This window comes from Pseudomonas sichuanensis, from assembly GCF_003231305.1.
GTDB classification, from domain to species: domain Bacteria; phylum Pseudomonadota; class Gammaproteobacteria; order Pseudomonadales; family Pseudomonadaceae; genus Aquipseudomonas; species Aquipseudomonas sichuanensis.
This window is the reverse complement of sequence record NZ_QKVM01000053.1, coordinates 13,575-36,396: the sequence shown is the minus strand read 5'-3', so window position 1 is coordinate 36,396 and position 22,822 is coordinate 13,575. Positions and strand designations below refer to the sequence as shown.

16 protein-coding genes are annotated in these 22,822 nt (G+C 65.5%); 5 read left to right on the top strand and 11 right to left on the bottom strand.

The window, feature by feature from the left end; genetic code table 11:
- Positions 1–33: 33 nt before the first annotated feature.
- From DM373_RS23235 to DM373_RS23225, 3 genes are read left to right on the top strand one after another with little or no spacing between them, the layout of a single operon-like run.
- On the top strand, positions 34–1,209 hold the full coding sequence (locus tag DM373_RS23235) for an NAD(P)/FAD-dependent oxidoreductase (protein ID WP_110995815.1): 1,176 nt from the start codon (positions 34–36) through the stop codon (positions 1,207–1,209).
- Positions 1,206–2,018, top strand: coding sequence for an aldo/keto reductase (locus DM373_RS23230; RefSeq protein ID WP_110995814.1), 813 nt, complete (start codon positions 1,206–1,208; stop codon positions 2,016–2,018). The genes DM373_RS23235 and DM373_RS23230 overlap by 4 nt, the downstream gene beginning before the upstream one ends.
- Positions 2,019–2,055: 37 nt before the next feature.
- A complete protein-coding gene (locus tag DM373_RS23225) occupies positions 2,056–3,021 on the top strand; it encodes a metal ABC transporter ATPase (RefSeq protein ID WP_110995813.1) in 966 nt (321 codons plus the stop codon).
- 126 nt (positions 3,022–3,147) lie between these two features.
- Here DM373_RS23225 and hldE read toward each other — a convergent pair whose 3' ends face one another.
- The 3 genes from hldE to DM373_RS23210 form a co-directional block, all read right to left on the bottom strand.
- A complete protein-coding gene (gene hldE / locus DM373_RS23220; protein ID WP_110995812.1) occupies positions 3,148–4,569 on the bottom strand; it encodes a bifunctional D-glycero-beta-D-manno-heptose-7-phosphate kinase/D-glycero-beta-D-manno-heptose 1-phosphate adenylyltransferase HldE in 1,422 nt (473 codons plus the stop codon).
- Between the two features lie 129 nt (positions 4,570–4,698).
- On the bottom strand, positions 4,699–6,507 hold the full coding sequence (gene msbA / locus DM373_RS23215) for a lipid A export permease/ATP-binding protein MsbA (RefSeq protein ID WP_110995820.1): 1,809 nt from the start codon (positions 6,505–6,507) through the stop codon (positions 4,699–4,701).
- 15 nt (positions 6,508–6,522) lie between these two features.
- Complete coding sequence (locus tag DM373_RS23210) at positions 6,523–7,698, bottom strand: O-antigen ligase family protein (protein WP_110995811.1); 1,176 nt, start codon at positions 7,696–7,698, stop codon at positions 6,523–6,525.
- 105 nt (positions 7,699–7,803) lie between these two features.
- Between DM373_RS23210 and DM373_RS23205 the strand changes: the two genes are divergently transcribed.
- Positions 7,804–8,409 (top strand): BUD32 family EKC/KEOPS complex subunit, encoded by a 606-nt coding sequence (locus DM373_RS23205; RefSeq protein ID WP_110995810.1) that lies wholly within the window; start codon positions 7,804–7,806, stop codon positions 8,407–8,409.
- A gap of 3 nt (positions 8,410–8,412) precedes the next feature.
- Here the strand turns inward: DM373_RS23205 and DM373_RS23200 are convergent, their stop codons facing one another.
- The 8 genes from DM373_RS23200 to putP form a co-directional block, all read right to left on the bottom strand.
- Complete coding sequence (locus tag DM373_RS23200; RefSeq protein WP_110995809.1) at positions 8,413–9,501, bottom strand: glycosyltransferase; 1,089 nt, start codon at positions 9,499–9,501, stop codon at positions 8,413–8,415.
- A 48-nt stretch (positions 9,502–9,549) separates the two neighbouring features.
- On the bottom strand, positions 9,550–10,503 hold the full coding sequence (locus DM373_RS23195) for a glycosyltransferase family protein (protein ID WP_110995808.1): 954 nt from the start codon (positions 10,501–10,503) through the stop codon (positions 9,550–9,552).
- Positions 10,504–10,550: 47 nt separating this feature from the next.
- The gene (locus DM373_RS23190) at positions 10,551–11,954 is read right to left on the bottom strand and encodes a PIG-L deacetylase family protein (protein ID WP_110995807.1); all 1,404 of its coding nucleotides are present in this window, start codon (positions 11,952–11,954) and stop codon (positions 10,551–10,553) included.
- A complete protein-coding gene (locus DM373_RS23185) occupies positions 11,951–12,847 on the bottom strand; it encodes an antimicrobial resistance protein Mig-14 (protein ID WP_110995806.1) in 897 nt (298 codons plus the stop codon). The genes DM373_RS23190 and DM373_RS23185 overlap by 4 nt, the downstream gene beginning before the upstream one ends.
- A complete protein-coding gene (locus DM373_RS23180; protein ID WP_110995805.1) occupies positions 12,847–13,977 on the bottom strand; it encodes a glycosyltransferase in 1,131 nt (376 codons plus the stop codon). The genes DM373_RS23185 and DM373_RS23180 overlap by 1 nt, the downstream gene beginning before the upstream one ends.
- The gene (locus DM373_RS23175) at positions 13,961–15,718 is read right to left on the bottom strand and encodes a carbamoyltransferase family protein (protein WP_110995804.1); all 1,758 of its coding nucleotides are present in this window, start codon (positions 15,716–15,718) and stop codon (positions 13,961–13,963) included. Before DM373_RS23175 ends, DM373_RS23180 begins: the two co-directional genes overlap by 17 nt.
- 278 nt (positions 15,719–15,996) lie before the next feature.
- On the bottom strand, positions 15,997–16,833 hold the full coding sequence (locus DM373_RS23165) for a 23S rRNA (adenine(2030)-N(6))-methyltransferase RlmJ (RefSeq protein ID WP_110995802.1): 837 nt from the start codon (positions 16,831–16,833) through the stop codon (positions 15,997–15,999).
- A gap of 144 nt (positions 16,834–16,977) precedes the next feature.
- Entirely contained in the window at positions 16,978–18,453 is a 1,476-nt protein-coding gene (gene putP / locus DM373_RS23160) for a sodium/proline symporter PutP (RefSeq protein WP_110995801.1), read from the bottom strand.
- A 361-nt stretch (positions 18,454–18,814) separates the two neighbouring features.
- Between putP and putA the strand changes: the two genes are divergently transcribed.
- A complete protein-coding gene (gene putA, locus DM373_RS23155; RefSeq protein WP_110995800.1) occupies positions 18,815–22,768 on the top strand; it encodes a trifunctional transcriptional regulator/proline dehydrogenase/L-glutamate gamma-semialdehyde dehydrogenase in 3,954 nt (1,317 codons plus the stop codon).
- The last annotated feature ends 54 nt before the right edge of the window (positions 22,769–22,822 follow it).

Genomic DNA, 22,822 nt, shown 5'->3' with positions numbered 1-22,822 from the left:
CTGCGCACCTGTCCCAGCTTTAGAGGTGCCCGCATGCCATCCGCCATTTCCACCGACGTGCTGATCGTCGGTGCCGGGGTCGCCGGCCTCTGGCTCAATGCCCGCCTGCGCAAGCAGGGTTATTCGACCGTGCTGGTGGAGCGCGCCAGCTTGGGCGGCGAGCAGACCATCAAGTCGCAAGGCATCATCCACGGCGGCACCAAGTACGCCCTGCACGGCGCACTGACCGGTGCCTCCGAGGCCATCGCCGACATGCCGCGGCGCTGGCGCGAAGCCCTCGCCGGCACGGGCGAGCTGGACCTGACCGGCACCCGCCTGCTGTCCGATGCCCACTACCTCTGGTCCCCCGGCACCCTGGCCGGCAACCTCACCAGCTTCTTCGCCAGCAAGGCCGTGCGTGGCCGGGTCGACCAGGTCAAGGGCGAGCAATTGCCGCCGGCCCTGCAGGACCGAGCCTTCAAGGGCAAGGTGTACCGCCTGGCCGAACTGGTGATCGACGTCCCCAGCCTGCTGGCCAACCTGGCGCAGCTGGCCGGTGACAGCCTGCTGGCCGGCGAGCGCATCGAACCGCTGCGCGAGGGCGACGAACTGGTCGGGCTGAACGTCGATGGCCGCGAGATCCGCGCCCAGCGCATCGTCCTCAGCGCCGGTGGCGGCACCGAGGACCTGCTGCACGCGCTCGGCCTCAATCAGCCGACCATGCAGCGCCGCCCCCTGCACATGGTTCTGGCCAAAGGCCCGAACCTCAAGCCGCTGTATGCCCACTGCCTGGGCGGCGGGCCCAAGCCGCGCATCACCGTTACCACCCACCCGGCGGCCGATGGCCAGTGGGTGTGGTACCTCGGTGGCGACCTCGCCGAAGCCGACGGCGTCGCCCGCGAACCGGCCGCGCAGATTGCTGCCGCGCAAAAGGAAGTCGCCGGCCTATTGCCCTGGGTCGATCAGAGCCTGATCCGCTGGGCCACACTGCGCATCGATCGCGCCGAACCTGGACAAACGGGCCTGGTGCGCCCGGACAACGCCTTCCTCGCCGAGCAGCAGCGCCTGCTGGTGGGCTGGCCGACCAAGCTGGCCCTGGCGCCGGACCTGACCGACCGCGTGCTGGCCAGCCTTGAGCGCGACGGCATCCGCCCGGCCGCCCGCCCCGACCTCACCGACCTGCCGCGCCCGCCACTGGGCGTACCGGCCTGGGAGCAACTGCTGCCATGAGCCTGCCGACTCTGCACGACCATCACCGCGCACTGGGCAGCACCGGCCTGCGTGTTTCGCCACTGGGCCTGGGCACGGTCAAGCTCGGCCGCGACCAGGGCGTGAAATACCCCAACGGTTTCACCATCCCCGATGACGAAGCCGCCCGCCTGCTGCTCGCCCAGGCCCGCGAACTGGGCATCAACCTGATCGACACCGCACCGGCCTATGGCCGCAGCGAAGAGCGCCTGGGCCCGCTGCTGCGTGGGCAGCGCGACGAATGGGTGATCGTCAGCAAGGTCGGCGAAGAATTCGACGACGGCCAATCGCGCTTCGACTTCAGCGCCGCGCACACCCGCCGCTCGGTGGAGCGCAGCCTCAAGCGCCTGGAAACCGACCGCATCGAACTGGTGCTGGTGCACTCCGACGGCAACGACCTGGCGATCCTCGAACACGAAGCGGTTTATGAAACCCTTGCCGCCCTCAAGCAGGAAGGCAAGATTCTCGGCTATGGTTTCTCTGGCAAAACCGTTGCCGGTGGCCTGAAAGCCCTGGAACAGGGCGATTGCGCCATGGTCACCTACAACCTCAACGAGCAGGCGGAGCGCCCGGTGCTGGACTACGCTGCCGAGCACGGCAAGGCCATCCTGGTGAAGAAAGCCCTGGCCAGCGGGCACGTCTGCCTAGCCCCTGGGGTCGACCCGGTGCAGGCCAGCTTCGAGCTGCTGTTTGCCCACCCGGGTGTGAACAGTGCCATCGTCGGCACCATCAACCCGCTGCACTTGGCCCACAACGTGGCCACCGTCGCCCGCATCCTGGGCCGGCCCTGAGCCACCCGGGCGGGGGCCCAACGCAAGGAGGAGCCTCGTGCCGCGTACGCTGATCCGCAAGAACCCGAGCAACTTCAAGACCCTGCCGCTGCACGTCGAGGCCACCCCCGATGGCCTGACCTACCAGAGCATCGGCATGCCGCTGAACTTTGCCCAGACCCTGCAGCGGCGCAAGGCGATCCAGCTGGGCAATCCCGAACGCTTCGTGGTCGAGCTGGCCAACCTGGGCGTCTCGGTGCGCCTCACGCTGAACTGGCAGGGCCGCGACTACTGGGTGCTGGTGCGCCAGCGCCGCCAGGACCGCGGCGATGTGGTGCTCAAGCTGATTTCTGGCTATGTGCCTGCCCACGAGCTGAACCTGCCGCTGCTCACCGCTATTCAGGAAGTGGCCGAGGAATGCCTGCTGGAAACGCCCGAGGGCTGGCTGGGCGGGCGCTTCAACGATACCTGGCTGCCGGCCCCCTATGCCGCTGCCCTGCACTACCGCGAAGCACCGCCCTTCGTGCTCTCACCCGAATCCGGCGCTGCCCGCCCGGTGCACTGTGCCAACCTGATGCTGCTGGAGCGGCCACGGGCCTACGTGCACCTGCCGACGGCCTCGCTGCAACTGATCTATGACCTGCGCCTGCAGGTGCCCAGGGAAGCCAAGCCGCTGAGCCTGTTCCACGTCGATGAACGGCTGGAAGGTGATCAACTGGTGGCGCGACTGAACCGCAAGCGCCCGGACCTGTACCTGATGCCCTTGAAGGATGGCCAGCCGCTGCCTGAGCTCTACACCCTGAAGAAGGACCAGCTGCTGCCGGCGAGTACCCGCGGGTTGTGGCTGGCCGAAAGCTTTGCACGCCAGGAGGGTTGGGTAGTGCGCGATGAGCGGGTGCGCTGGCGTGATTGGCTGAAGCAACAGGGGCTGACGGAGAAGCGCAAGCCGGAAACGCACCTGCAGCGCTTCAGTGACAAGGCCCGCGAGTTGCTCGAGCGAGCACGGGGCACACTGCACAAATGATCGCGGGGCAAGCCCGCTCCCACGCTGCATGAGCGATGTGGGCTGCACCCATAAAGTGGGACACCAATCCAACCCTTGGGGCAGTCCAGTTCGTGGGAGCGGGCTTGCCCCGCGATTGCTACAGCATCAGTGCTTGCGGATCTTCTCGACGATGGCGGTGGTCGAGCTGTTCTCGACCAGCCCCAGCACCTTCACCGTACCGCCGTAGGCCTTGACGATGTCGGCGCCGACCACCTGGTCGATGCCATAGTCGCCGCCCTTGACCAGCACATCCGGCTTCACCTGGCGCAGCAGGTTCTCCGGGGTGTCTTCAGGGAAGCTGATCACCCAGTCCACCGCACCCAGCCCAGCCAGCACGGCCATGCGCCGGTCGACGCTGTTGATCGGCCGGCCCGGGCCTTTCAAACGGCTGACCGAGGCATCGTCGTTGATTGCGACAATCAGCCGGTCGCCTTGGGCGCGCGCTTGCTCCAGGTAGGTCACATGGCCGGCATGGAGGATATCGAAGCAGCCATTGGTGAAGACGATCTTCTCGTTGTGCGCACGCGCATCGTCGATCGCCAGCAGCAACTGCTCCAGGCCCAGCACGCCCCGCTCGGAACCTTCTTCGCGCTGGATGGCCCGGCGCAGTTCCGGGGCACTGATGGCCGCCGTACCGAGCTTACCCACCACGATGCCGGCGGCCAGGTTGGCCAGGGCGACGGCGTGGGGCAGCTCTTCACCGGCTGCGATGGCCGCGGCCAGGGTGGAGATGACGGTATCACCGGCACCGGTGACATCGAACACTTCACGGGCCCGGGCCGGCAGGTGCAAGGCCGGGTGGCCGGTGCGCAGCAAGGTCATGCCGTGCTCGCCACGGGTCACCAGCAACGCGCCCAGGTCGAGCTCGTCGAGCAGGGTGAGGCCCTTGGCGACCAGTTCGGCTTCGTCGGCACAACGGCCGACGATCGCCTCGAACTCGCTCAGGTTGGGCGTGATCAGGCTGGCGCCACGGTAGATGGAGAAATCCTTGCCCTTGGGGTCGGCCAGCACCGGAATGCCTTTGGCCCGGGCGGCCTGGATCAGCGCCTGGTGGTTCTTCAGCGCGCCCTTGCCGTAGTCGGAGAGCACCAGCACCTTGATGCCTTCGAGCAGACCGTCGACCTCGGCGCCCAGCGACAGCGCGTCGGTGGCGAAGGGTTCTTCGAAATCGATGCGCAGCAGTTGCTGGTGACGGCTCATGACCCGCAGCTTGACGATGGTCGGCTGGTGCGCGATGCGCTGGAAGATCGAGCGCACGCCGGCGGCCTGCAGGCTATTGGCGAGGCTGTCGGCAGCCTCGTCCTGGCCGGTGACGCCAACCAGCGCGGCGGGCGCGCCCAAGGCGGCAATGTTCAACGCGACGTTGGCCGCACCGCCGGGGCGATCTTCGATCTGATCGACCTTGACCACCGGCACCGGCGCTTCAGGCGAAATACGTGAAGTACCGCCATGCCAGTAGCGGTCGAGCATGACATCGCCGACCACCAGTACCGGGGCTTGATCGAAACGCGGCATGGACAACTTCATGGGCAACCCATATGAAAAAGTGAACAGGGGCAGGATATTAGCACAGGGTCGAGGATGGCTTTACGGCCAGCTTCACTGTGGACAACTGCAGTGACAATCGGGGCCATGCAGGCCCCGATCTTTGAGGTTTCAGGTGATATCGGCGTTTTCCGGCGCATCCAGGCCCATGGCATGCAGGCGGGCATAATAGCCATTGGCCGCCAGCAGCTCGGTATGGGTGCCGCGCTCCACCAGCCGCCCCTGGTCCATCACCAGGATCATGTCGGCCTTCTCGATGGTCGACAGGCGGTGGGCGATCACCAGGGTGGTACGGCCTTGCATCACATGGTCCAGGGCCGCCTGGATATGCCGCTCGGACTCGGTGTCCAGGGCCGAGGTGGCCTCGTCGAGGATCAGCAGCGGCGCGTTTTTCAGCAGCGCCCGGGCAATCGCCAGGCGCTGGCGCTGGCCGCCGGAGAGCAGTACGCCGTTCTCGCCGACCTCGGTGTCGAAGCCCTTGGGCAACTGGTCGACGAACTCCTTGGCATAGGCATCGGCAGCCGCGGCTTCGATGTCTGCGCGCGGCGCGCCGGCCAGGTCGCCGTAGGCGATGTTGTTGGCCACGGTGTCATTGAACAGGGTGACGTGCTGGGTCACCTGCGACACGTGCCGGCGCAGGTTGCGCAAGCGGTACTCCTCGATCTCCACGCCATCGAGCAGGATCTGCCCTTCGCTGTGGTGATAGAAGCGCGGGATCAGCGCCGCCAGCGTGGACTTGCCGCTACCGGAGCGGCCAACCAGGGCAATCATCTGCCCAGGCTCGGCGGTAAAGCTGATATCGCTGAGCACCTGGCGCTCGGTGCCGGGGTAGGTGAAGCTGAGGTTGCGCACTTCCAGGCGGCCTTCGACCCGCGCCTTCTCGACAGTGCCGGTATCGACCTCAGGTTCTTCGTCGAGCTGCTCGAAGATGCTCTCGGCACCCGCAAGGCCCTTCTGGATGGTCGAGCTGACCTCGGAAAGCTGGCGGATCGGCTTGGGCAACAGGCCCGCGGCAGTGATGTAGGCAACCATGTCACCGGCCGACGCATCGCCGCGCAGGAACAGCACCAGGAACATCAGCGCGGCCATAGCGGTGTAGATCACCAGCTGCAGCATCGGCGTGTACAGCGCGCCGGTCTTGGTCATGCGCAGTTGCTTGTCGGTGTTGCTCTGGCTGGCGTTGTCGAAACGCTGCTGCTCGTAGGCCTCGCCGCCGAAGCTGCGCACCACGCGGTAGCCCTGGATGGTCTCGGACGCGACGTGGGTCACGTCGCCCATGGCCACCTGGATCTTCTTGCTCTGCTTGCGGAATTTCTTGCTGGCGGTACTCACCATCACCGCGATCACCGGCAGGATGGCGAGCATGACCAGGGTCAGCATCCAGTTCATCCACAGCAGGTAGACGAACAGGAAGACCACGGTCAGGCCTTCGCGGATCACCACCTTGATCGCATCGGTGGCGGCACCGGTGACCATGGTCACGTTGAAGGTGATGCGCGAAATCAGGTGCCCGGAGTTGTGGTTGTCGAAATAGCGGTTGGGCAGCACCAGCAGCTTGTTGAACAACTCGACCCGCAGGTCGTGCACCAGACACAGCGAGACCTTGGCCAGGAAGTAGTTGCCCAGGAACGAACCCAGGCCCTGCCAGGCCGCGATCAGGATGATCAGCAGCGGCACGGCCTGCAGCAGTTGCAGGTCGCGCAGGTAGGGCACGTTGGGGAACAGCACGGCCTCCGGGTTGCTCAGACCGTCGACGAAGTACTTGAGAATGCCGGCCAGCATCGGCTGGGTAGAGGCGAAGATCACGAACCCGACGATGCTCAGCAGGAAAATGCCGACGTAGGGTTTCACGTAGCTCAGCAGCCTGAAGTAGATCTTCAGGCTGGAGGAGTTCTCCGCCGGGAGCGGTGTTTCGGCCATCATCGAGCTCGCTGTTCAGGTTGAACCGGCGATTTTACCACAGGGTTGTTGCCGTTCATGTGCCCAGGGCAACAACATCACCAGCGCCACCGGCAGCCAGCTGATGAACCATTCGGCGCGCGGGGTGCCGGTCAGGCTGGCGGCGTCGAACTGCATGGCCAGGGTGGAGAACACCCAGAAGCCGAACAGGACCTTGCCGAACAGCGTGGCACGGGCCCGCACGATCTCGCCCAGGGCGAGCAGCCAGACCGCCGTCCACAGCAGCATGCCGGGCAGGCCCAGCTCCACGGCGATGTGGGTGAACATGTTGTGGGTGTGGTCGAACTCAAGGCCGACCGCATGAACTCGATAGAAGGCGCCCAGACCGAGGCCGGTCAGCGGGTGCTCGCTGATCATCTGCATGGCCGCCTGGAAGATCTCCGGCCGGTACGATGAGCCCCGCTGGGTGATCAACCCGTACATCAGGTAGAAGGCCACGGCAGTCGCCAGGGCCGCCAGCAGTGCGAACAGGGCGCTGCTGCGCGTGCGATGCCAGAGCGGTGCCAGGATCACCGTCGCCACCAGCGCCAGGGCCGCGCCACGGCTCTGGCTGAACACCACGAAGGCGCCCAGGCATCCCAGCGCAAGCGCCCAGGCCAGTTGCAGGCCACGCTGGCGCGGGTTGCTGTACAACAGCCACAGCGCCGCCGCTGCGACCACATAGCCACCCAGGATCGGGTGGGAAATTTCACCGATACCCTCGATTCGGGTGACCAGTGGCTGGCCCTGCAGGCCGTAGAAGCGCACCACCGAAATCAGCGCCGCCAGCGCCAGCAACCCGCCACCCAGCATCAGCAGGCGCCACATGCGGTCGATACCCGCCTGTGCCAACAGAGGGAAGGCCATCAGGAAAAACAGGATGTACAACAGCCGCTTGGCTTCGCGCGAGACGTCCTCGGCGGTGGACCATGCCAGTGTCACGGCACTCCAGGCCAGCAAGCCCAGCAGCGCGAGCCACAATGCCGGCTGGCGCCGCCAAGCCTCGATGAACACCTGCCGGGCCGACCAGGCCAGGCCCAGGGTGGGCAACCACAGGAACAGCACCAGGCCCTGTTGATAAACCTTGTTGCTCGGCGCCAGTGCGATCGCCGCCAGGAACCAGACAAAACCCAGCCCCAGCCAGGCCTTGGCCCAGCGCTTTTCGTACAACATCCCTTTCCCCCGTTGGAACCCTGAAACACCGGCATGGTGCTAACAGATAATTTTCGGCATTATTGCCGGTCATTTTGCCTGCCCATGAAGACAAGGCCAGAACTCATGCAATGCTCCCGGCTCTCCCAGACCGACTTCGATCGGCTGATACTCGGCGCCAAGGTGCTAGAGGCAGATAGCCATGGTGCCAAAGTCTACCTGCTTGAAGATGGAAATATCCTCAAGGTTTTTCGTCGCAAGCGTCTGATTTCATCTGCGCTGCTGCGCCCGTACTCGCAGCGCTTCATCGACAACGCCCGGCACCTGGCGCAACTGGGCTTGCCCACCCTGGAAGTGATCAGCCATTACAAGTTGCCACTGCCTGGCCGTACCGCCGTGCTGTATCGCCCACTGCCGGGCGATACCCTGCTGGGCCTCTCCCGCCAACCCGGCTTCAGTTGGGACAACCTGTTGCCGCAGCTGATCGAGCTGGTCCGGCGCCTGCATCGCTCGGGGATCTACTTCCGCTCGCTGCACCTGGGCAACGTGGTGCAAACCCCCGAAGGGCTGCTGGGGTTGATCGATGTGGCCGACATGCGCTTCCTGCGTGCGCCGTTGTCATCGCGGATGGTGCGACGCAACGTGCAGCACATGGCGCGTTACATCGAGCGCGAGCAGCTGGACCAGCAGTTCCCCCTCGCACAGTTCCAGGCGGCCTTGATCGGCCAGTGATGCTCAGCCCCCCAGCAGGCTTGCCGAGCCGGCCTTGAACGCCGCCCAGCCCTGCTCGGGCGCCAGCGCCTGCCATTGCTCCCGTGCCACTGCCGGGCCATCGCGCGCGACGCAACTGGCGATGGCCTCTGCCCAGCTGGGCAGGTCGCCAACCGGCAGATAGCAGCCGGCCTCACCCAGTTGCTCACGGAACACCGGCAGGTCGCTGCAGATCACCGGTACCGCGGACAGTACCGCCTCCTGCAGTACCAGCCCGAGCCCTTCCGAGCGCGAGGGCACCAACAACCAGTCGAACGCCGGATACAGCCGCGCCAGATCGTCACGATGGCCGCAGAAACGCACGCTGTCGGCCACCCCCAGCGCCTCGGCACGGGCCTGCAAGTGCGTGCGCAGCTCGCCATCACCCAGGATTGCCAGCTGCGCGCCCGGCATCCGTGCACGCGCCTCGGCGAAGGCTTCAATCAGCATCGCAAAGCCTTTGCTCTCCACCAGCCGCCCTACCGCGCCCAGCACCGGCGCGCCTTCCGGCAGCCCCAGCGCCTGGCGGGCCTGTTCACGCCCCAGCAACTGCTGGCAGAACGCTTGCGGGTCAAGGGCGATCCGCACCGTTCGCACCGGCCGCCCAAGGTCCTGCTCAAGGGTATGCGCCAGCGTGGCCGACACCGCCGCAACCTGCAGGCGCTCGGCCGGGAACTGGCGGAACAGGCGCACATCCTTTGCATTCAGGCGGGTCGCCCCATGGAACAGCACAGCCACCTGCACGCCGGGCAGGCGGTGCAGCAGCGGCAGCAGCAGGCGAGCGACACCGACCCCGTCCAGCAGCAGCACATCGGCAGCCGCCTCACGCAGCGCGCGCAGCATGCGCCAGCGCACCCAGGACAACGCCAGACGGTGGGGCATGCGCCCCTTGAGCACCCGCGACGGCAAATGCCAGCTACGGGTTTTGCCGATACCGCTGCTCAAGCCATCGCCAAGCAACAGCCAGTTGCTGACCTGCATCCCCACCGGGGCATGCGCCAGCACCTGGCGGTGGACAGTGTGTACGGACATGAACGGTGAGCCACCCGACCACATCACATTGACGATATTCAACGGTATCGCGCCCCTATGGTCATACGGATGGGCCAGCCAGCTCTTCGATCAGCCGATGCGCACCAGCAATCGCTGCCAGAAGGTCAGCGGCGGATGCGGCCGCAGAGGGGGCTCCATGTGTTCGACAATACTTCGGCCGACCTGGGCAAAGCTGAAGCGCGACGTTGCCAGTTCGCGCCCGTTGTCGGCAATGCGCGCCGCCAGTGCCGGGTCGTCACGCAGTTGCCGCAACTTGGCCTGCAGCACCGGAATGCTGTCGTACAGCACCACGCTGTGCATATCGACAAGGCCCAGAGCGCGATTCTCCTCCTCGCCCTGGTCGTAGGCCAACAGCACGCACCCGCAGGCCATGGCCTCGAAGTTCTTGATCATGTATTCGCCCATGCCGACGTCGGCACTGACGAAAAAGCGGATGCGATTGAGGGTGTTGCAGTAATCCTCACCGGACTTGGTGCGGGTCACCACCAGGTTTTCCACCTGCCCCAGCTCGTCCAACAGCGCCTTGCGGCCGCTGTAGGCAACGCTGTTGGTACTGCCTACAAAAGCCAGTTCGATATCGCGCTCACGCCCCTGGTCGGTCAACAGCTGCTCGTCGTAGCCCTTGGGCACGAACACGGCGTCGAAGCCTTCCTGGCGCAAGCGCTCACTGACCATGTAACCGGAGCTGATCACCCGCGCCCACGGCAGCTGCCGGTAATGCGCACTGAACTTGCCGGTGTACTTGCAGGGAATGTAGTTCTGGTAGGCGTCGTGCTCGAGAATCACCAGGTTGGGGATGCTGCGAATGAACGCGACCTGACGGATCTCCTGCTTGAAGCGCAGGAAAAACACGATGCGGTCATAGCGCGTGACATCGATTTCACGCTTGAAATAGCGGCGCAGGTTGCGCTGGTCATCGTCGCTCACCCAACGCAGGTCGCAGTCGCAGTGGGCCGCGACGCCGTCGTACAGGCGATCGAGAATCGCCCGTTGTTCCTTCTGCACCAGAAATAGGACTTTCATTGCGTTCCTTGGGCGCTCGGCGCTATCGCGGTCATCATGGGTCAGGCTCACAGGTCGCGGCGCCAGAACAGCTCGTGCCGGCGAACGGCCTTGCGGAAAAATTCGTTCTCGCCATAGGGCGATGGCTGACGCCCCGCCAACCAGCGTTGCAGCAGGCGACGCAGGCGGCGCTTGAAAGCGGCCGGGGGCTGCAGGTCGTGCATCATGCCCAGGGCCATGGCTTTGTCACGCTGGGTCGCGGTATCCAGCACCAGGCTGCAGGGCGCCCAGGCTTCAGGGCTTTCCAACTGCGGCGGCAAGGCCACGCCATCACCGCTGTCGCCCATCGGCCAACGGTCGTTGTCGTGCAGGTGGTTGGCGTAGCACAGCAAGGTTTGCGGCTGCCAGGCCAGGCCTTGCAGCGCTTCGCGCACGGCGGCCTGGGCGCAGATGTGGTCGGGGTGCGGGTCGAGGGTCGGGTGCGGCATCACCAGCACTTGCGGCCTGGCCAGCTCCAGCAGCGCGCGCAGGTCGGCCAGCAGGTTGTGCCAGGTAGGCGCACCGTCGGCATCGGCGGGCAGCGGGAACGGGTTGAAGCAGCGGAACGGGCGGGTATCGGCCATATCCGCTTCGCGCGAACCCTGTGGCTGGTCCGGCGCCGCCTGCATGGCAGGCAATTGCAGGCAGAAATAGCCCAACTGCACGCAACGCGATTCCGGCACACCCGCCCAACGAGGCACGGCGATACTGTCCCAGGCCCGCAGCCGGCCCTTGAGCCGCGCGGCCTCGGCCTTTTGCATGCCCATCTGCTGGTAATGCTCGGCTTCAATCTCGCCAGCGGTCAGGGTGACCACCCAGGTTTCCTCGGCCTGGCTGTACAAGCCATAGGCAGCCAGCTCTGCGTCGTCGGCGTGGGGCGCGATCACCATCACCCGGCGCTTGCGCAACTCGACGGCCGGGGTTATCCACAGGCGCGGCGTTCCCTGCAGCCGGCAATGGCGCCCGCGCAGGCGCAACGTGCCTGCCGCCAGGGGCTCGGCCAGGCCGGTGAGGTTGAGGTAACGCACGCCGTTGGCGCCGCGCTCGAAGGTCTGCACGTCACGCCCCGCGCCGCCCAGCAGCTCGACGCGCGGATCGAGGAAGCGCCCCAGCCAACCGCTGCTGATGCCGACTTCAAGGATCAGCGTCTCATCGCCCTGCAAGGCAGCATCGGTGCGCAGCAGATCACCCTGCAGCGTCGCGCCGGCTTCGCGGGTCTGCTCGCCGAAACGGTAGGCATAGTCTTCACCGGGCGCATAGAACAGGTGGTCGGCGAACCAGGCTTCATGCGCGGCCCACAGCAGCGGCAGCAGCAACAGCGGCAGCCACCACCAACTGAACAGCCCCAGCGCGACCAGCAGCACCAGCCCGGCCAGCAGCCCCAGGCGCTTGTTGCGCCGATGGCGCTTGAGCAGTTGCTGCTTACGGCTCACGACTGGAACACCGGCACAGGGTTGCACCAACGGTCCTTGTACTCACGGTCGGCACGACCAAAGGAGAAGCGCAACGCCTTGCCACAGCTGTTGGCATCCTCCCAGGCGGCCTGGGTGTTGAGGAAGCTCAGCACGCTGCCGGGGCTGAACGCCTTGGTCTCAGGGTCGACGCCACCATTGACGTACTCCACGCTGATCCACTGCGGCGCCTCGACGCGGTACACCAGTTGGATGGCAATGGGGGCGTCGTTGAGCAACAGTACCGAACCGACCAGCAGCTCGCGCAGGCGCTCGACCACCTCGGCCATGTGCGCCGCACCGGTGGCCGGGAACCCCCAGCGGCGCTGGAACAGGTCGCAGTACATGGCGGCGATCTGCGCCGAGGTGAAGTCACCGATCGGCCGCACCTGCCCGCCCGCCTCTTCCAAAAGGCGCAGCTCGCGGCGCTGGTTGTAGCGGAACTTCTTCGACAGATCCTCATGGGCGCGGGCCATGGCCAACTGCTCGGGCTGCGCCTTCAGGCCGCTGAAACGGCCCTGGTTGAGCTCCGACAGGTAGCGCCCGGCATGGCGCAGCGGCGCGGCCGCATCGGCGGCGGCCGGCAGGATGATCTCGGCATTGCCCAGGTCGAACAGGCCCTTCTTGCCATGGCGCTTGAGCACGTCCTTGGACAGCGCCAGGTGACGCCCCCACACCGGCAAGGCAGCCTTGATCTCACCACCCTGTGGATAACCGAGGTAACGCACCGGGATCTGCGCCAAGTCGGCCAGTTGCTCGATCACCCGCGGATGGGTGGCGACACTGCCGCCAAAACGCTGCCAGGCCTCGTTGTAAGCAGCCGCATCGATGACCTGCCAGCCGCGCTCGCGCCAGCCCTGGATAAAGTTGAGCATCAGGCCTCCGCAACCAGTGCACGGACTTGCGGCAGTTGCCAGAAGGTTTCGCGTACCGCCCGATCACTGAACCGCTCACCCAGGCGCTGCAGCATGTGCTGCGCACAGGCCGCCTGCTGCTGCGGGTCCAGCCCGGCCAAGTGCTTCAGGCCCTGGGCCAGCTGCGCGGTATCGCCCAGCGGGAACAACACGCCAACCCCTTCGACCACCTCGCGCGCACCGCCGCAGGCCGTGGCCAGCAACGGCACGCCGGCGACCATGGCCTCGAGCAGGACCATGCCGAACGGCTCATGGTCGGAACTCAACGCGAAGACATCGAACGCCTTGAAATAACGACGGGCATCCGGCACCTGTCCGAGGAAGTCGACCTGCGCGGCAATCCCCAACTCGGCGGCCAGCGCCTTGAGGTTCGACTCCAGACGGCCCTTGCCCAGGATCGCCAGACGCGCTCCGGCCGGCAGCCCCGGCAGTGCTTCGGCAAAGCCGCGCAGCAGGGTGGCCTGGTCCTTGTCCGGGTGCAGGCGGCCGACATTGCCGACCACCCAGGCCTGCTCGTCGAGCCCCAGGGCCCGGCGCGCCTCGGTGCGCGGCACCAGGCTGGCCTGCAGCGCCTCGACATCGATGCGGTTGTAGAGGGTCTGGATACGCTCGGCGGGCCACTGCGCCAGGCAGCGGCGCATGTCGTCACGCACCGCGTCCGAGACACCGAGCAGGCTCAAACGCTGGCGGAACAGGTTGGCGAACAGCCGCCGGCCCTTGCGATCATAGTCGCCAAAGGCATGGTGCACACCGATCACCGGCAAGCCGGTGCCCAGCAGCGCCACGTAGATCGGCTTGAAGCGGTGGGCAATGCAGAAACTGAAATTGCGCTGCGCGGCGATCTTGCGCAGCGCAGCGATGGCGCCCAGCTTCAGGCCGCGCACGGCCTTGGAGCTGAACTCCAGGAACAGCACCTCGTCCGAGGCGCAGCCCGCCGCCACTTTGGCGTTGGCTGCCCCGGTGAGGAACACGGTGGTGACCTTGTAGCCGCTGCCCTGGAACAGGCTGGCGTATTGACGGGCGCAATCGAGAAACGGCCCGTCATAGCCATGGCAGAACTGCAGGATCCGCGGTTCAGAGCGGCTGGTCATAAGGCGCCGCGCCGTCCTTGACCACCAGGATGTCTTCCATGATCAGGTACTGCAGGTCCGAACCGAAGAACATGTTCAGGGCATCGGTCGGCGAGCAGATCATCGGTTCGCCACGGCGGTTGAGCGAGGTGTTCAGCGACACGCCGTTGCCGGTGAGGTTTTCCAGCGCCTTCATCATGTCGTAGTAGCGCGGGTTGTACTCGCGCTTGAGCACCTGGGCACGGGAGGTGCCGTCCTCGTGGACCACTTCCGGCACGCGGGTCTTCCACTCTTCAGCCACTTCGAAGGTGAAGGTCATGAACGGCGCAGGGTGGTCGATCTTGATCATCTGCGGCGCGACGGTGTCGAGCATCGACGGGCAGAAAGGCCTCCAGCGCTCGCGGAACTTGATCTGGTGGTTGATGCGGTCGGCCACGCCCGGCACGCTCGGGCAACCGATGATCGAACGACCACCCAGCGCACGCGGGCCGAACTCCATGCGGCCCTGGAACCAGGCCACCGGGTTGCCGTCGACCATGATCTTGGCGATCTGCTCAGGCATGTTCTCGAGCTTGCGCCAGACAGGCTTGCTCGGGTGACGGGCGCAGGCGGCGATCACGTCTTCGTTGGAGTACGCAGGGCCGAGGTAGACGTGTTCCATCTTCTCGACCGGCACGCCACGGGCGTGGGACACATAGGCCGCCGCACCGACTGCGGTACCGGCGTCGCCGGAGGCCGGCTGCACGAACAGCTCCTTGACGTCCGGGCGGGCGATGATCTTCTGGTTCAGCTTGACGTTCAGCGCGCAGCCGCCGGCGAAGGCCAGCTTGCCGGTTTCTTTCAGCGTGTCGCCCAGGTAGTGGTCGATCATCTGCAGGGCCAGCTTCTCGAACAGCGCCTGCATGCTCGCCGCGTAGTGGATGTACGGCTCGTCGGCGATGTCGCCTTCGCGTTTCGGGCCCAGCCATTCGATCAGCTTGGGCGAGAAGTAGAAACCCTTGCCCTTCTCTTTATAGCGGCGCAGGCCGATGACGTTGGCGTACTCGGTGTTGATCACCAGTTCGCCGTTTTCAAAGCTGGCCAGGCGCGAGAAGTCGTATTTGCTGGCGTCGCCGTACGGCGCCATGCCCATGACCTTGAACTCGCCGTCGAGCATCTCGAAACCGAGGAACTCGGTGATCGCGCCATACAGGCCACCCAGCGAATCCGGGTCGAAGAATTCCTTGATCTTGTGGATCTTGCCGTTTTCGCCGTAGCCGAAGAAGGTGGTGGCGTACTCACCCTTGCCGTCGATCCCGAGGATCGCGGTCTTCTCCTTGAAGCCCGAGCAGTGGTAGGCACTGGACGCGTGGGCCAGGTGGTGCTCGACCGGCTCGATCTTGATCTTCTTCGGGTCGAAGCCCAGCTGCTCCAGGCACCAGACGATCTTCTTGCGGTAGCGCTTGTAGCGGCGGTTGCCCATCAGCAGCGCGTCGAGGGCGCGGTCCGGGGCGTACCAGTAGCGCTTGGCGTAGTGCCAGCGGGCCTTGCCGAACAGGCTGATCGGGGCGAAGGGGATGGCCACCACATCAACGTCCGACGGCTTGATGCCGGCCTGCTCCAGGCAGAACTTCGCCGACTCGTAGGGCATGCGGTTCTTCGCATGCTTGTCACGCACGAAGCGCTCTTCTTCGGCGGCGGCAATCAGCTTGCCGTCGATGTACAGGGCCGCGGAAGGGTCATGGCTAAGGGCGCCGGACAGGCCAAGAATCGTCAGTGCCAAGGGGTTAGCCTCTCAAATCGGTAGAAGTGCGCCACCGGCCACGCAGGCGGGCGACGGCTAAAGGGGCGGGATTATAACGCAAAGATCAGGGACACACCGCCCCCTTGTGGGAGCGGGTTTACCCGCGAACACCGGCGCAGCCGGTGCCATGCACCGCGTTGCCTTCTTCGCGGGTAAACCCGCTCCCACAGGGCCTGCGGCGTGCCTGCAAAAGCAGTTCTCTGCGAGACAGCGCAACCCTGAGGGCTGGGTGATCTCCTGCAGGGTTCAGCGCCGGCTCATTCCGCGATCAGCCAGTCCATGCGGAAGCTGCCTGCGGTCTGCGCCAGCTCTTTGGCCAGCCACGGCAGCAGTTCCTTGAGCTCGTCCTCCAGCCCCCACGGCGGGTTGGCGATGGCCAGGCCCGAGCCGTTCAGGCCCTGCGGGCTGTCCTGGTGATGCACGTACAGTTCCACCCACAGCAGCTTGGGCGCGCCGGTGCTGGTCAGGTCCTGGTAGAAGCGCGTCAGCGAGCGCTGGTCCTTGATCGGGTACCAGATCGCCGCGACGGTCTGGCGCATGCGGCCGATCGCCTCTTTCATCGCCACGGTGCAGCGCTTGAGCTCATCAGCCTGCTCGAACGGCGGGTCGATCAGCATGATCGCGCGCTTTTCCTGCACCGGCAGCAGGGCCCGCGGGATATGCCAGCCCTCGCCCAGGTGCACGGTGACGCGCGGGTCCTTCTTCATGTTCTCTTTGAGCAGCACGCCGTCTTCAGGGTGCTTTTCGTTGAGCTGCGCACGGTCCTGCTCGCGCATCAGGCGACGGGCCAACTCAGGCGAGCCCGGGTAGTAGCGCAGCTCGCCGTTCTTGTTCAGGCGCTTGATGACGCCCAGGTAGTCGGCGGTGACGGCAGGCAGGTCATCGCGATTCCACAGGCGGGCAACGCCTTCGAGGTATTCACCGGTACGGCTCGCCTGGTCGCCTTGCAGGTCGTACAGACCCAGCCCTGCATGGGTGTCGATATAGGCGAACGGCTGCTCCTTGCGCGACATCAGGGCGATGAGGCGGGTGAGCACGATGTGCTTGAGGACGTCGGCGTGATTGCCGGCGTGGAAGGCGTGACGATAGTTCATGAGGACTCCTGCGGGGGCACCAAGTTTACCTTGCCTTGGCGGCCGCAAAAAGCATCGCGGGGCAAGCCCGCTCCCACGCCACTTGTAGCGGCTGTGTGGGAGCGGGCTTGCCCCGCGATAGGGACAACGCCGATTCAGCAGGTATTACTTGTCGGCGTGATACTGCGCATCAGCGGTTTCAAAGCGCATGACCATGCTTTTCGACGGGCTGCCCAGCTTGCTCACCAGGACGATGGCGATGCTGGCGAACAGGAAGCCCGGGATGATCTCGTACAGGCCGGTACCCAGCTGCTTCCACAGAATCACGGTCAGCGCACCGACCACGATGCCCGCCAGCGCACCATTGCGGGTCATGCCTTTCCACAGTACCGAAAGCAGCACCACCGGACCGAAGGCGGCACCGAAGCCAGCCCAGGCATAGGCCACCAGGCCCAGCACGCGGTTCTCAGGGTTGGCGGCCATGGCAATGGCGATCAGCGCAACGGCCAACACCATCAGGCGGCCGACCCACACCAACTCCTGCTGCGAAGCGTTCTTGCGCAGGAAGCTCTTGTAGAAGTCTTCGGTCAGGGCGCTGGAGCACACCAGCAGCTGGCAGCTCAGGGTGCTCATCACCGCCGCCAGAATGGCCGACAGCAGCACACCGGCGATCCACGGGTTGAACAGGATCTTGGCCAGCTCGATGAACACGCGCTCATGGTTCTCGGTGACCGGGCCGGCGAGGTCCGGGTGCGCCGAGAAGTAGGCGATACCGAAGAAGCCCACGGCACAGGTACCGGCCAGGCACAGGATCATCCAGGTCATGGAGATACGGCGGGCGTTGGCGATCGACTTCACCGAGTCGGCGGCCATGAAGCGCGCCAGGATGTGCGGCTGGCCGAAGTAGCCCAGGCCCCAGCCCATCAGCGAGATGATGCCGATGAAGGTCGCGCCCTTGAACATGTCGAAGTGCGCCGGGTTCACCGCCTCGATGGCGAGGAAGGTGGTGTCGAAGCCACCGGTGGAGATCAGCACGATGATCGGCGTGAGGATCAGCGCGAAGATCATCAGCGAGGCCTGCACGGTGTCAGTCCAGCTCACCGCCAGGAAACCACCGACGAAGGTGTAGGCGATGGTCGCGGCGGCACCGGCCCACAGGGCGGTTTCGTAAGGCATGCCGAAGGTGCTTTCGAACAGACGGGCGCCGGCGACGATGCCCGAGGCGCAATAGATGGTGAAGAACACCAGGATCACGATGGCGGAGATGATCCGCAGCACGCCACTCTTGTCTTCGAAGCGGCTCGAGAAGTAATCCGGCAGGGTCAGCGCATCACCGTTGTGCTCGGTCTGCACGCGCAGACGGCCGGCGACGAACAGCCAGTTCAGGTAGGCACCGACGGTCAGGCCGATGGCGATCCAGGCCTCGGAAAGGCCGGCGAAGTAGATGGCGCCCGGCAGGCCCATCAGCAACCAGCCGCTCATGTCGGAGGCGCCGGCGGAAAGCGCGGTTACCACGCTGCCGAGGCTACGGCCGCCGAGAATATAGTCGGAAAGGTTCTTGGTGGAGCGATAGGCGGCGAAGCCGATCAGCACCATTGCCGCGATGTAGACCACGAAGGTGATCGTTAGTGGATTGCCCATGAGTTGTGCCCTGGCGTTGTTTTTATCTCCAGCGACCGCCGTGCATGACGACGGTTGCACCCAGGCGGCGCATCCTATGCAACAACGTGAACCAGGTGCAACCACTTTTCATTTGCAAGTTGCACCCAATCCTGCATTTTCGGACAGAAGCGTGTTTTTGCTCCATTTCGGAGCAAACGCAGCGTTTTCCATAACAAAAAATACCGAGAAAGACCTTTTCCGCTATGCGGAAACGCCCTTCAGACGAGTTGCACCTTTGCCCCGAAAATTTCGGGTTGCACCCGGTTGCACCCGAATTGTCCTACAGGCTAATCTTGCCTTCAGCTTAGGTCACACCCGTGGCCAATAACGAGGATAAGAAATGGCGACGACCACCCTTGGGGTCAAACTTGACGACCCTACCCGTGAGCGACTCAAAGCAGCTGCGCAGTCCATCGACCGCACGCCGCACTGGTTGATAAAGCAAGCGATCTTCAACTATCTCGAGAAGCTCGAGGGTGGCGCCACCCTGAACGAACTCAACGGCCACGTCGCCAGCCTCGGCGACGACGCCGGTGAAGTCGCCGCCGACCACGCCCACCAGTGCTTCCTGGAGTTCGCCGAAAGCATCCTGCCGCAGTCGGTACTGCGTTCGGCGATCACCGCCGCCTACCGTCGCCCCGAGCAGGAAGTGGTGCCGATGCTGCTGGAGCAGGCGCGCCTGCCGGCCGCCCAGGCCGAGGCCACCAACAAGCTGGCCGCCAGCCTGGCCGACAAGCTGCGCAACCAGAAGAGCGCCGGCGGGCGTGCCGGCATCGTCCAGGGCCTGCTGCAGGAGTTTTCGCTGTCGTCCCAGGAAGGCGTCGCGCTGATGTGCCTGGCCGAAGCCCTGCTGCGCATCCCCGACAAAGGCACCCGTGACGCGCTGATCCGCGACAAGATCAGCACCGGCAACTGGCAGCCGCACCTGGGCAATAGCCCGTCGCTGTTCGTCAACGCCGCCACCTGGGGCCTGCTGCTGACCGGCAAGCTGGTCAGCACCCACAACGAATCCGGCCTGACCTCCTCGCTCACCCGCATCATCGGCAAGAGCGGCGAGCCGATGATCCGCAAGGGCGTCGACATGGCCATGCGCCTGATGGGCGAGCAGTTCGTCACCGGCGAAACCATCGCCGAAGCTCTGGCCAACGCCAGCAAGTTCGAAGCCAAGGGCTTCCGCTACAGCTACGACATGCTCGGCGAAGCCGCGCTGACCGAGCACGACGCACAGAAATACCTGGCCTCCTACGAGCAGGCGATCCATTCGATCGGCAAAGCGTCCCATGGCCGTGGCATCTATGAAGGCCCGGGCATCTCGATCAAGCTGTCGGCCCTGCACCCGCGCTACAGCCGCGCCCAGTACGAGCGCGTGATGAACGAGCTGTACCCGCGCCTGCTGTCGCTGACCCTGCTGGCCAAACAGTACGACATCGGCCTGAACATCGACGCCGAAGAGGCCGACCGCCTGGAGCTGTCGCTGGACCTGCTCGAGCGCCTGTGCTTCGAGCCGTCGCTGGCCGGCTGGAACGGCATCGGCTTCGTTATCCAGGCCTACCAGAAGCGCTGCCCGTACGTGATCGACTACGTCATCGACCTGGCCAAGCGCAGCCGCCACCGCCTGATGATCCGCCTGGTAAAAGGCGCGTACTGGGACAGCGAGATCAAGCGCGCCCAGGTCGAAGGCCTGGAAGGCTACCCGGTCTACACCCGCAAGGTGTACACCGACGTGTCCTACGTCGCCTGCGCCCGCAAGCTGCTGGCCGTGCCGGAAGCCATCTACCCGCAGTTCGCCACCCACAACGCCCACACCCTGTCGGCCATCTACACCATCGCCGGGCAGAACTACTACCCAGGCCAGTACGAGTTCCAGTGCCTGCACGGCATGGGCGAGCCACTGTACGAGCAGGTTGTAGGCAAGGTCTCCGAAGGCAAGCTGAACCGTCCGTGCCGCGTGTATGCACCGGTCGGCACCCACGAAACCCTGCTGGCCTACCTGGTCCGCCGCCTGCTGGAAAACGGCGCCAACACCTCGTTCGTCAACCGCATCGCCGACCATTCGATCTCGATCCAGGAACTGGTCGCCGACCCGGTCACCAGCATCGAGCGCATGGGCACCCAGGAAGGCAGCATCGGCCTGCCACACCCGCGCATCCCGATGCCGCGTGAACTGTACGGCAGCGAGCGGGCCAACTCGGCCGGTATCGACATGGCCAACGAACACCGCCTGGCGTCGCTGTCCTGCGCCTTGCTGGCCACCGCCCACAACGACTGGAAAGCCGCCCCGCTGCTGGCCTGCGCCGCCAGCGAGCAAGCCGCGGTTGCGGTGCTCAACCCATCGGATCACCGCGATGTGGTCGGCCACGTGCAGGAAGCCACCGTTGCCGACGTCGACAACGCCATCCAGTGCGCGCTGAACGCCGCACCGATCTGGCAGGCCACCCCGCCGGCCGAGCGTGCCGCGATCCTGGAGCGTGCCGCCGACCTGATGGAAGCCGACATCCAGCCGCTGATGGGCCTGCTGGTGCGCGAAGCCGGCAAGACCTTCGCCAACGCCATCGCCGAAGTGCGCGAAGCCGTGGACTTCCTGCGCTACTACGCAGTGCAGGCGCGCAACGACCTGCGCAACGACAACTGCCGCCCACTGGGCCCGGTGGTGTGCATCAGCCCGTGGAACTTCCCGCTGGCGATCTTCTCCGGCCAGGTGGCCGCAGCGCTGGCCGCCGGCAACCCGGTACTGGCCAAGCCCGCCGAACAGACCCCGCTGATCGCTGCCCAGGCCGTGCGCCTGCTGCTGGAAGCCGGCATCCCCGAAGGCGTGCTGCAACTGCTGCCGGGCCAGGGCGAAACCGTCGGCGCCGGCCTGGTCGGTGACGAACGCGTCAAGGGCGTGATGTTCACCGGTTCCACCGAAGTCGCCCGCCTGCTGCAACGCAACATCGCCGGCCGCCTGGACAACCAGGGCCGCCCGATCCCGCTGATCGCCGAAACCGGCGGCCAGAACGCCATGATCGTCGACTCCTCGGCCCTCACCGAGCAGGTGGTGATCGATGTGGTGTCCTCGGCGTTCGACAGCGCCGGCCAGCGTTGCTCGGCCCTGCGCGTGCTGTGCCTGCAGGAAGACTCCGCCGACCGCGTGATCGAGATGCTCAAGGGCGCCATGGCCGAAAGCCGCCTGGGCAACCCCGAGCGCCTGTCCGTGGACATCGGCCCGGTGATCGACGCCGAAGCCAAGGCCGGTATCGAGAAGCACATCCAGGGCATGCGCGACAAAGGCCGCACCGTGTATCAGGTGGCCATCGCCGAAGGTGAAGAGGTCAAGCGCGGCACCTTCGTGATGCCGACCCTGATCGAGCTGGAAAGCTTCGACGAGCTGCAGCGCGAGATCTTCGGCCCGGTGCTGCACGTGGTGCGTTACAACCGCAAGGACCTGGACCAACTGATCGAGCAGATCAACGCCTCCGGTTACGGCCTGACCCTGGGCGTGCACACCCGCATCGACGAGACCATCGCCAAGGTGGTGGGCAACGTCAATGCCGGCAACATGTACGTCAACCGCAACATCGTCGGTGCCGTGGTCGGCGTGCAGCCATTCGGCGGTGAAGGCCTGTCCGGCACCGGCCCGAAAGCCGGCGGCCCGCTGTACCTGTACCGCCTGCTGTCGACCCGCCCGGCCGACGCCATCGCCCGCCACTTCCAGGCCGACGATGCCCGCAGCCCGGCCGACACCACTCTGCGCGACCAGCAGATCAAGCCGCTGAACACGCTCAAGACCTGGGCGGCCGGCAGCCAGCTGAGCGACCTGGCCGCGCTGTGCGAGCAGTTCGCCGAACAGTCGCAGAGCGGCATCACCCGCGTATTGCCTGGCCCGACCGGCGAGCGCAACAGCTACAGCGTGCTGCCACGCGAGCACGTGCTGTGCCTGGCCGACAACGAAGCCGACCTGCTGGCGCAGTTCGCGGCGGTGCTGGCGGTGGGTAGCTCGGCGGTGTTCCAGGACGGCGAGCCGGCCAAGACCGTGCGCGGCCGCCTGCCGAAGGAGCTGCAAGCGAAGATCAAGCTGGTGGCCGACTGGAACAACGACGACGTGGCCTTCGACGCGGTGATCCACCACGGCCACTCGGACCAGCTGCGCGGCATCTGCGAGCAGGTGGCCAAGCGTGCCGGTGCGATCGTTGGTGTGCATGGGCTGTCGAGTGGCGATCATCAGATTGCCCTGGAGCGCCTGGTGATCGAGCGGGCGGTGAGTGTTAACACCGCTGCGGCGGGGGGTAACGCTAGCTTGATGACCATCGGTTAAGCCAACTGACGCCATCGCGGGGCAAGCCCGCTCCCACGCCAATAGCTGCATGGC

Bases quoted from the DNA above. Each gene is read 5' to 3' on its own strand.
- DM373_RS23235 (WP_110995815.1), top strand. From the start codon at position 34: ATGCCATCCGCCATTTCCACCGACGTGCTGATCGTCGGTGCCGGGGTC.
- DM373_RS23230 (WP_110995814.1), top strand. From the start codon at position 1,206: ATGAGCCTGCCGACTCTGCACGACCATCACCGCGCACTGGGCAGCACC.
- hldE (WP_110995812.1), bottom strand. From the start codon at position 4,569: ATGAAGTTGTCCATGCCGCGTTTCGATCAAGCCCCGGTACTGGTGGTC.
- msbA (WP_110995820.1), bottom strand. From the start codon at position 6,507: ATGGCCGAAACACCGCTCCCGGCGGAGAACTCCTCCAGCCTGAAGATC.
- DM373_RS23210 (WP_110995811.1), bottom strand. From the start codon at position 7,698: ATGTTGTACGAAAAGCGCTGGGCCAAGGCCTGGCTGGGGCTGGGTTTT.
- DM373_RS23205 (WP_110995810.1), top strand. From the start codon at position 7,804: ATGCAATGCTCCCGGCTCTCCCAGACCGACTTCGATCGGCTGATACTC.
- DM373_RS23195 (WP_110995808.1), bottom strand. From the start codon at position 10,503: ATGAAAGTCCTATTTCTGGTGCAGAAGGAACAACGGGCGATTCTCGAT.
- DM373_RS23185 (WP_110995806.1), bottom strand. From the start codon at position 12,847: ATGCTCAACTTTATCCAGGGCTGGCGCGAGCGCGGCTGGCAGGTCATC.
- DM373_RS23180 (WP_110995805.1), bottom strand. From the start codon at position 13,977: ATGACCAGCCGCTCTGAACCGCGGATCCTGCAGTTCTGCCATGGCTAT.
- DM373_RS23165 (WP_110995802.1), bottom strand. From the start codon at position 16,833: ATGAACTATCGTCACGCCTTCCACGCCGGCAATCACGCCGACGTCCTC.
- putP (WP_110995801.1), bottom strand. From the start codon at position 18,453: ATGGGCAATCCACTAACGATCACCTTCGTGGTCTACATCGCGGCAATG.
- putA (WP_110995800.1), top strand. From the start codon at position 18,815: ATGGCGACGACCACCCTTGGGGTCAAACTTGACGACCCTACCCGTGAG.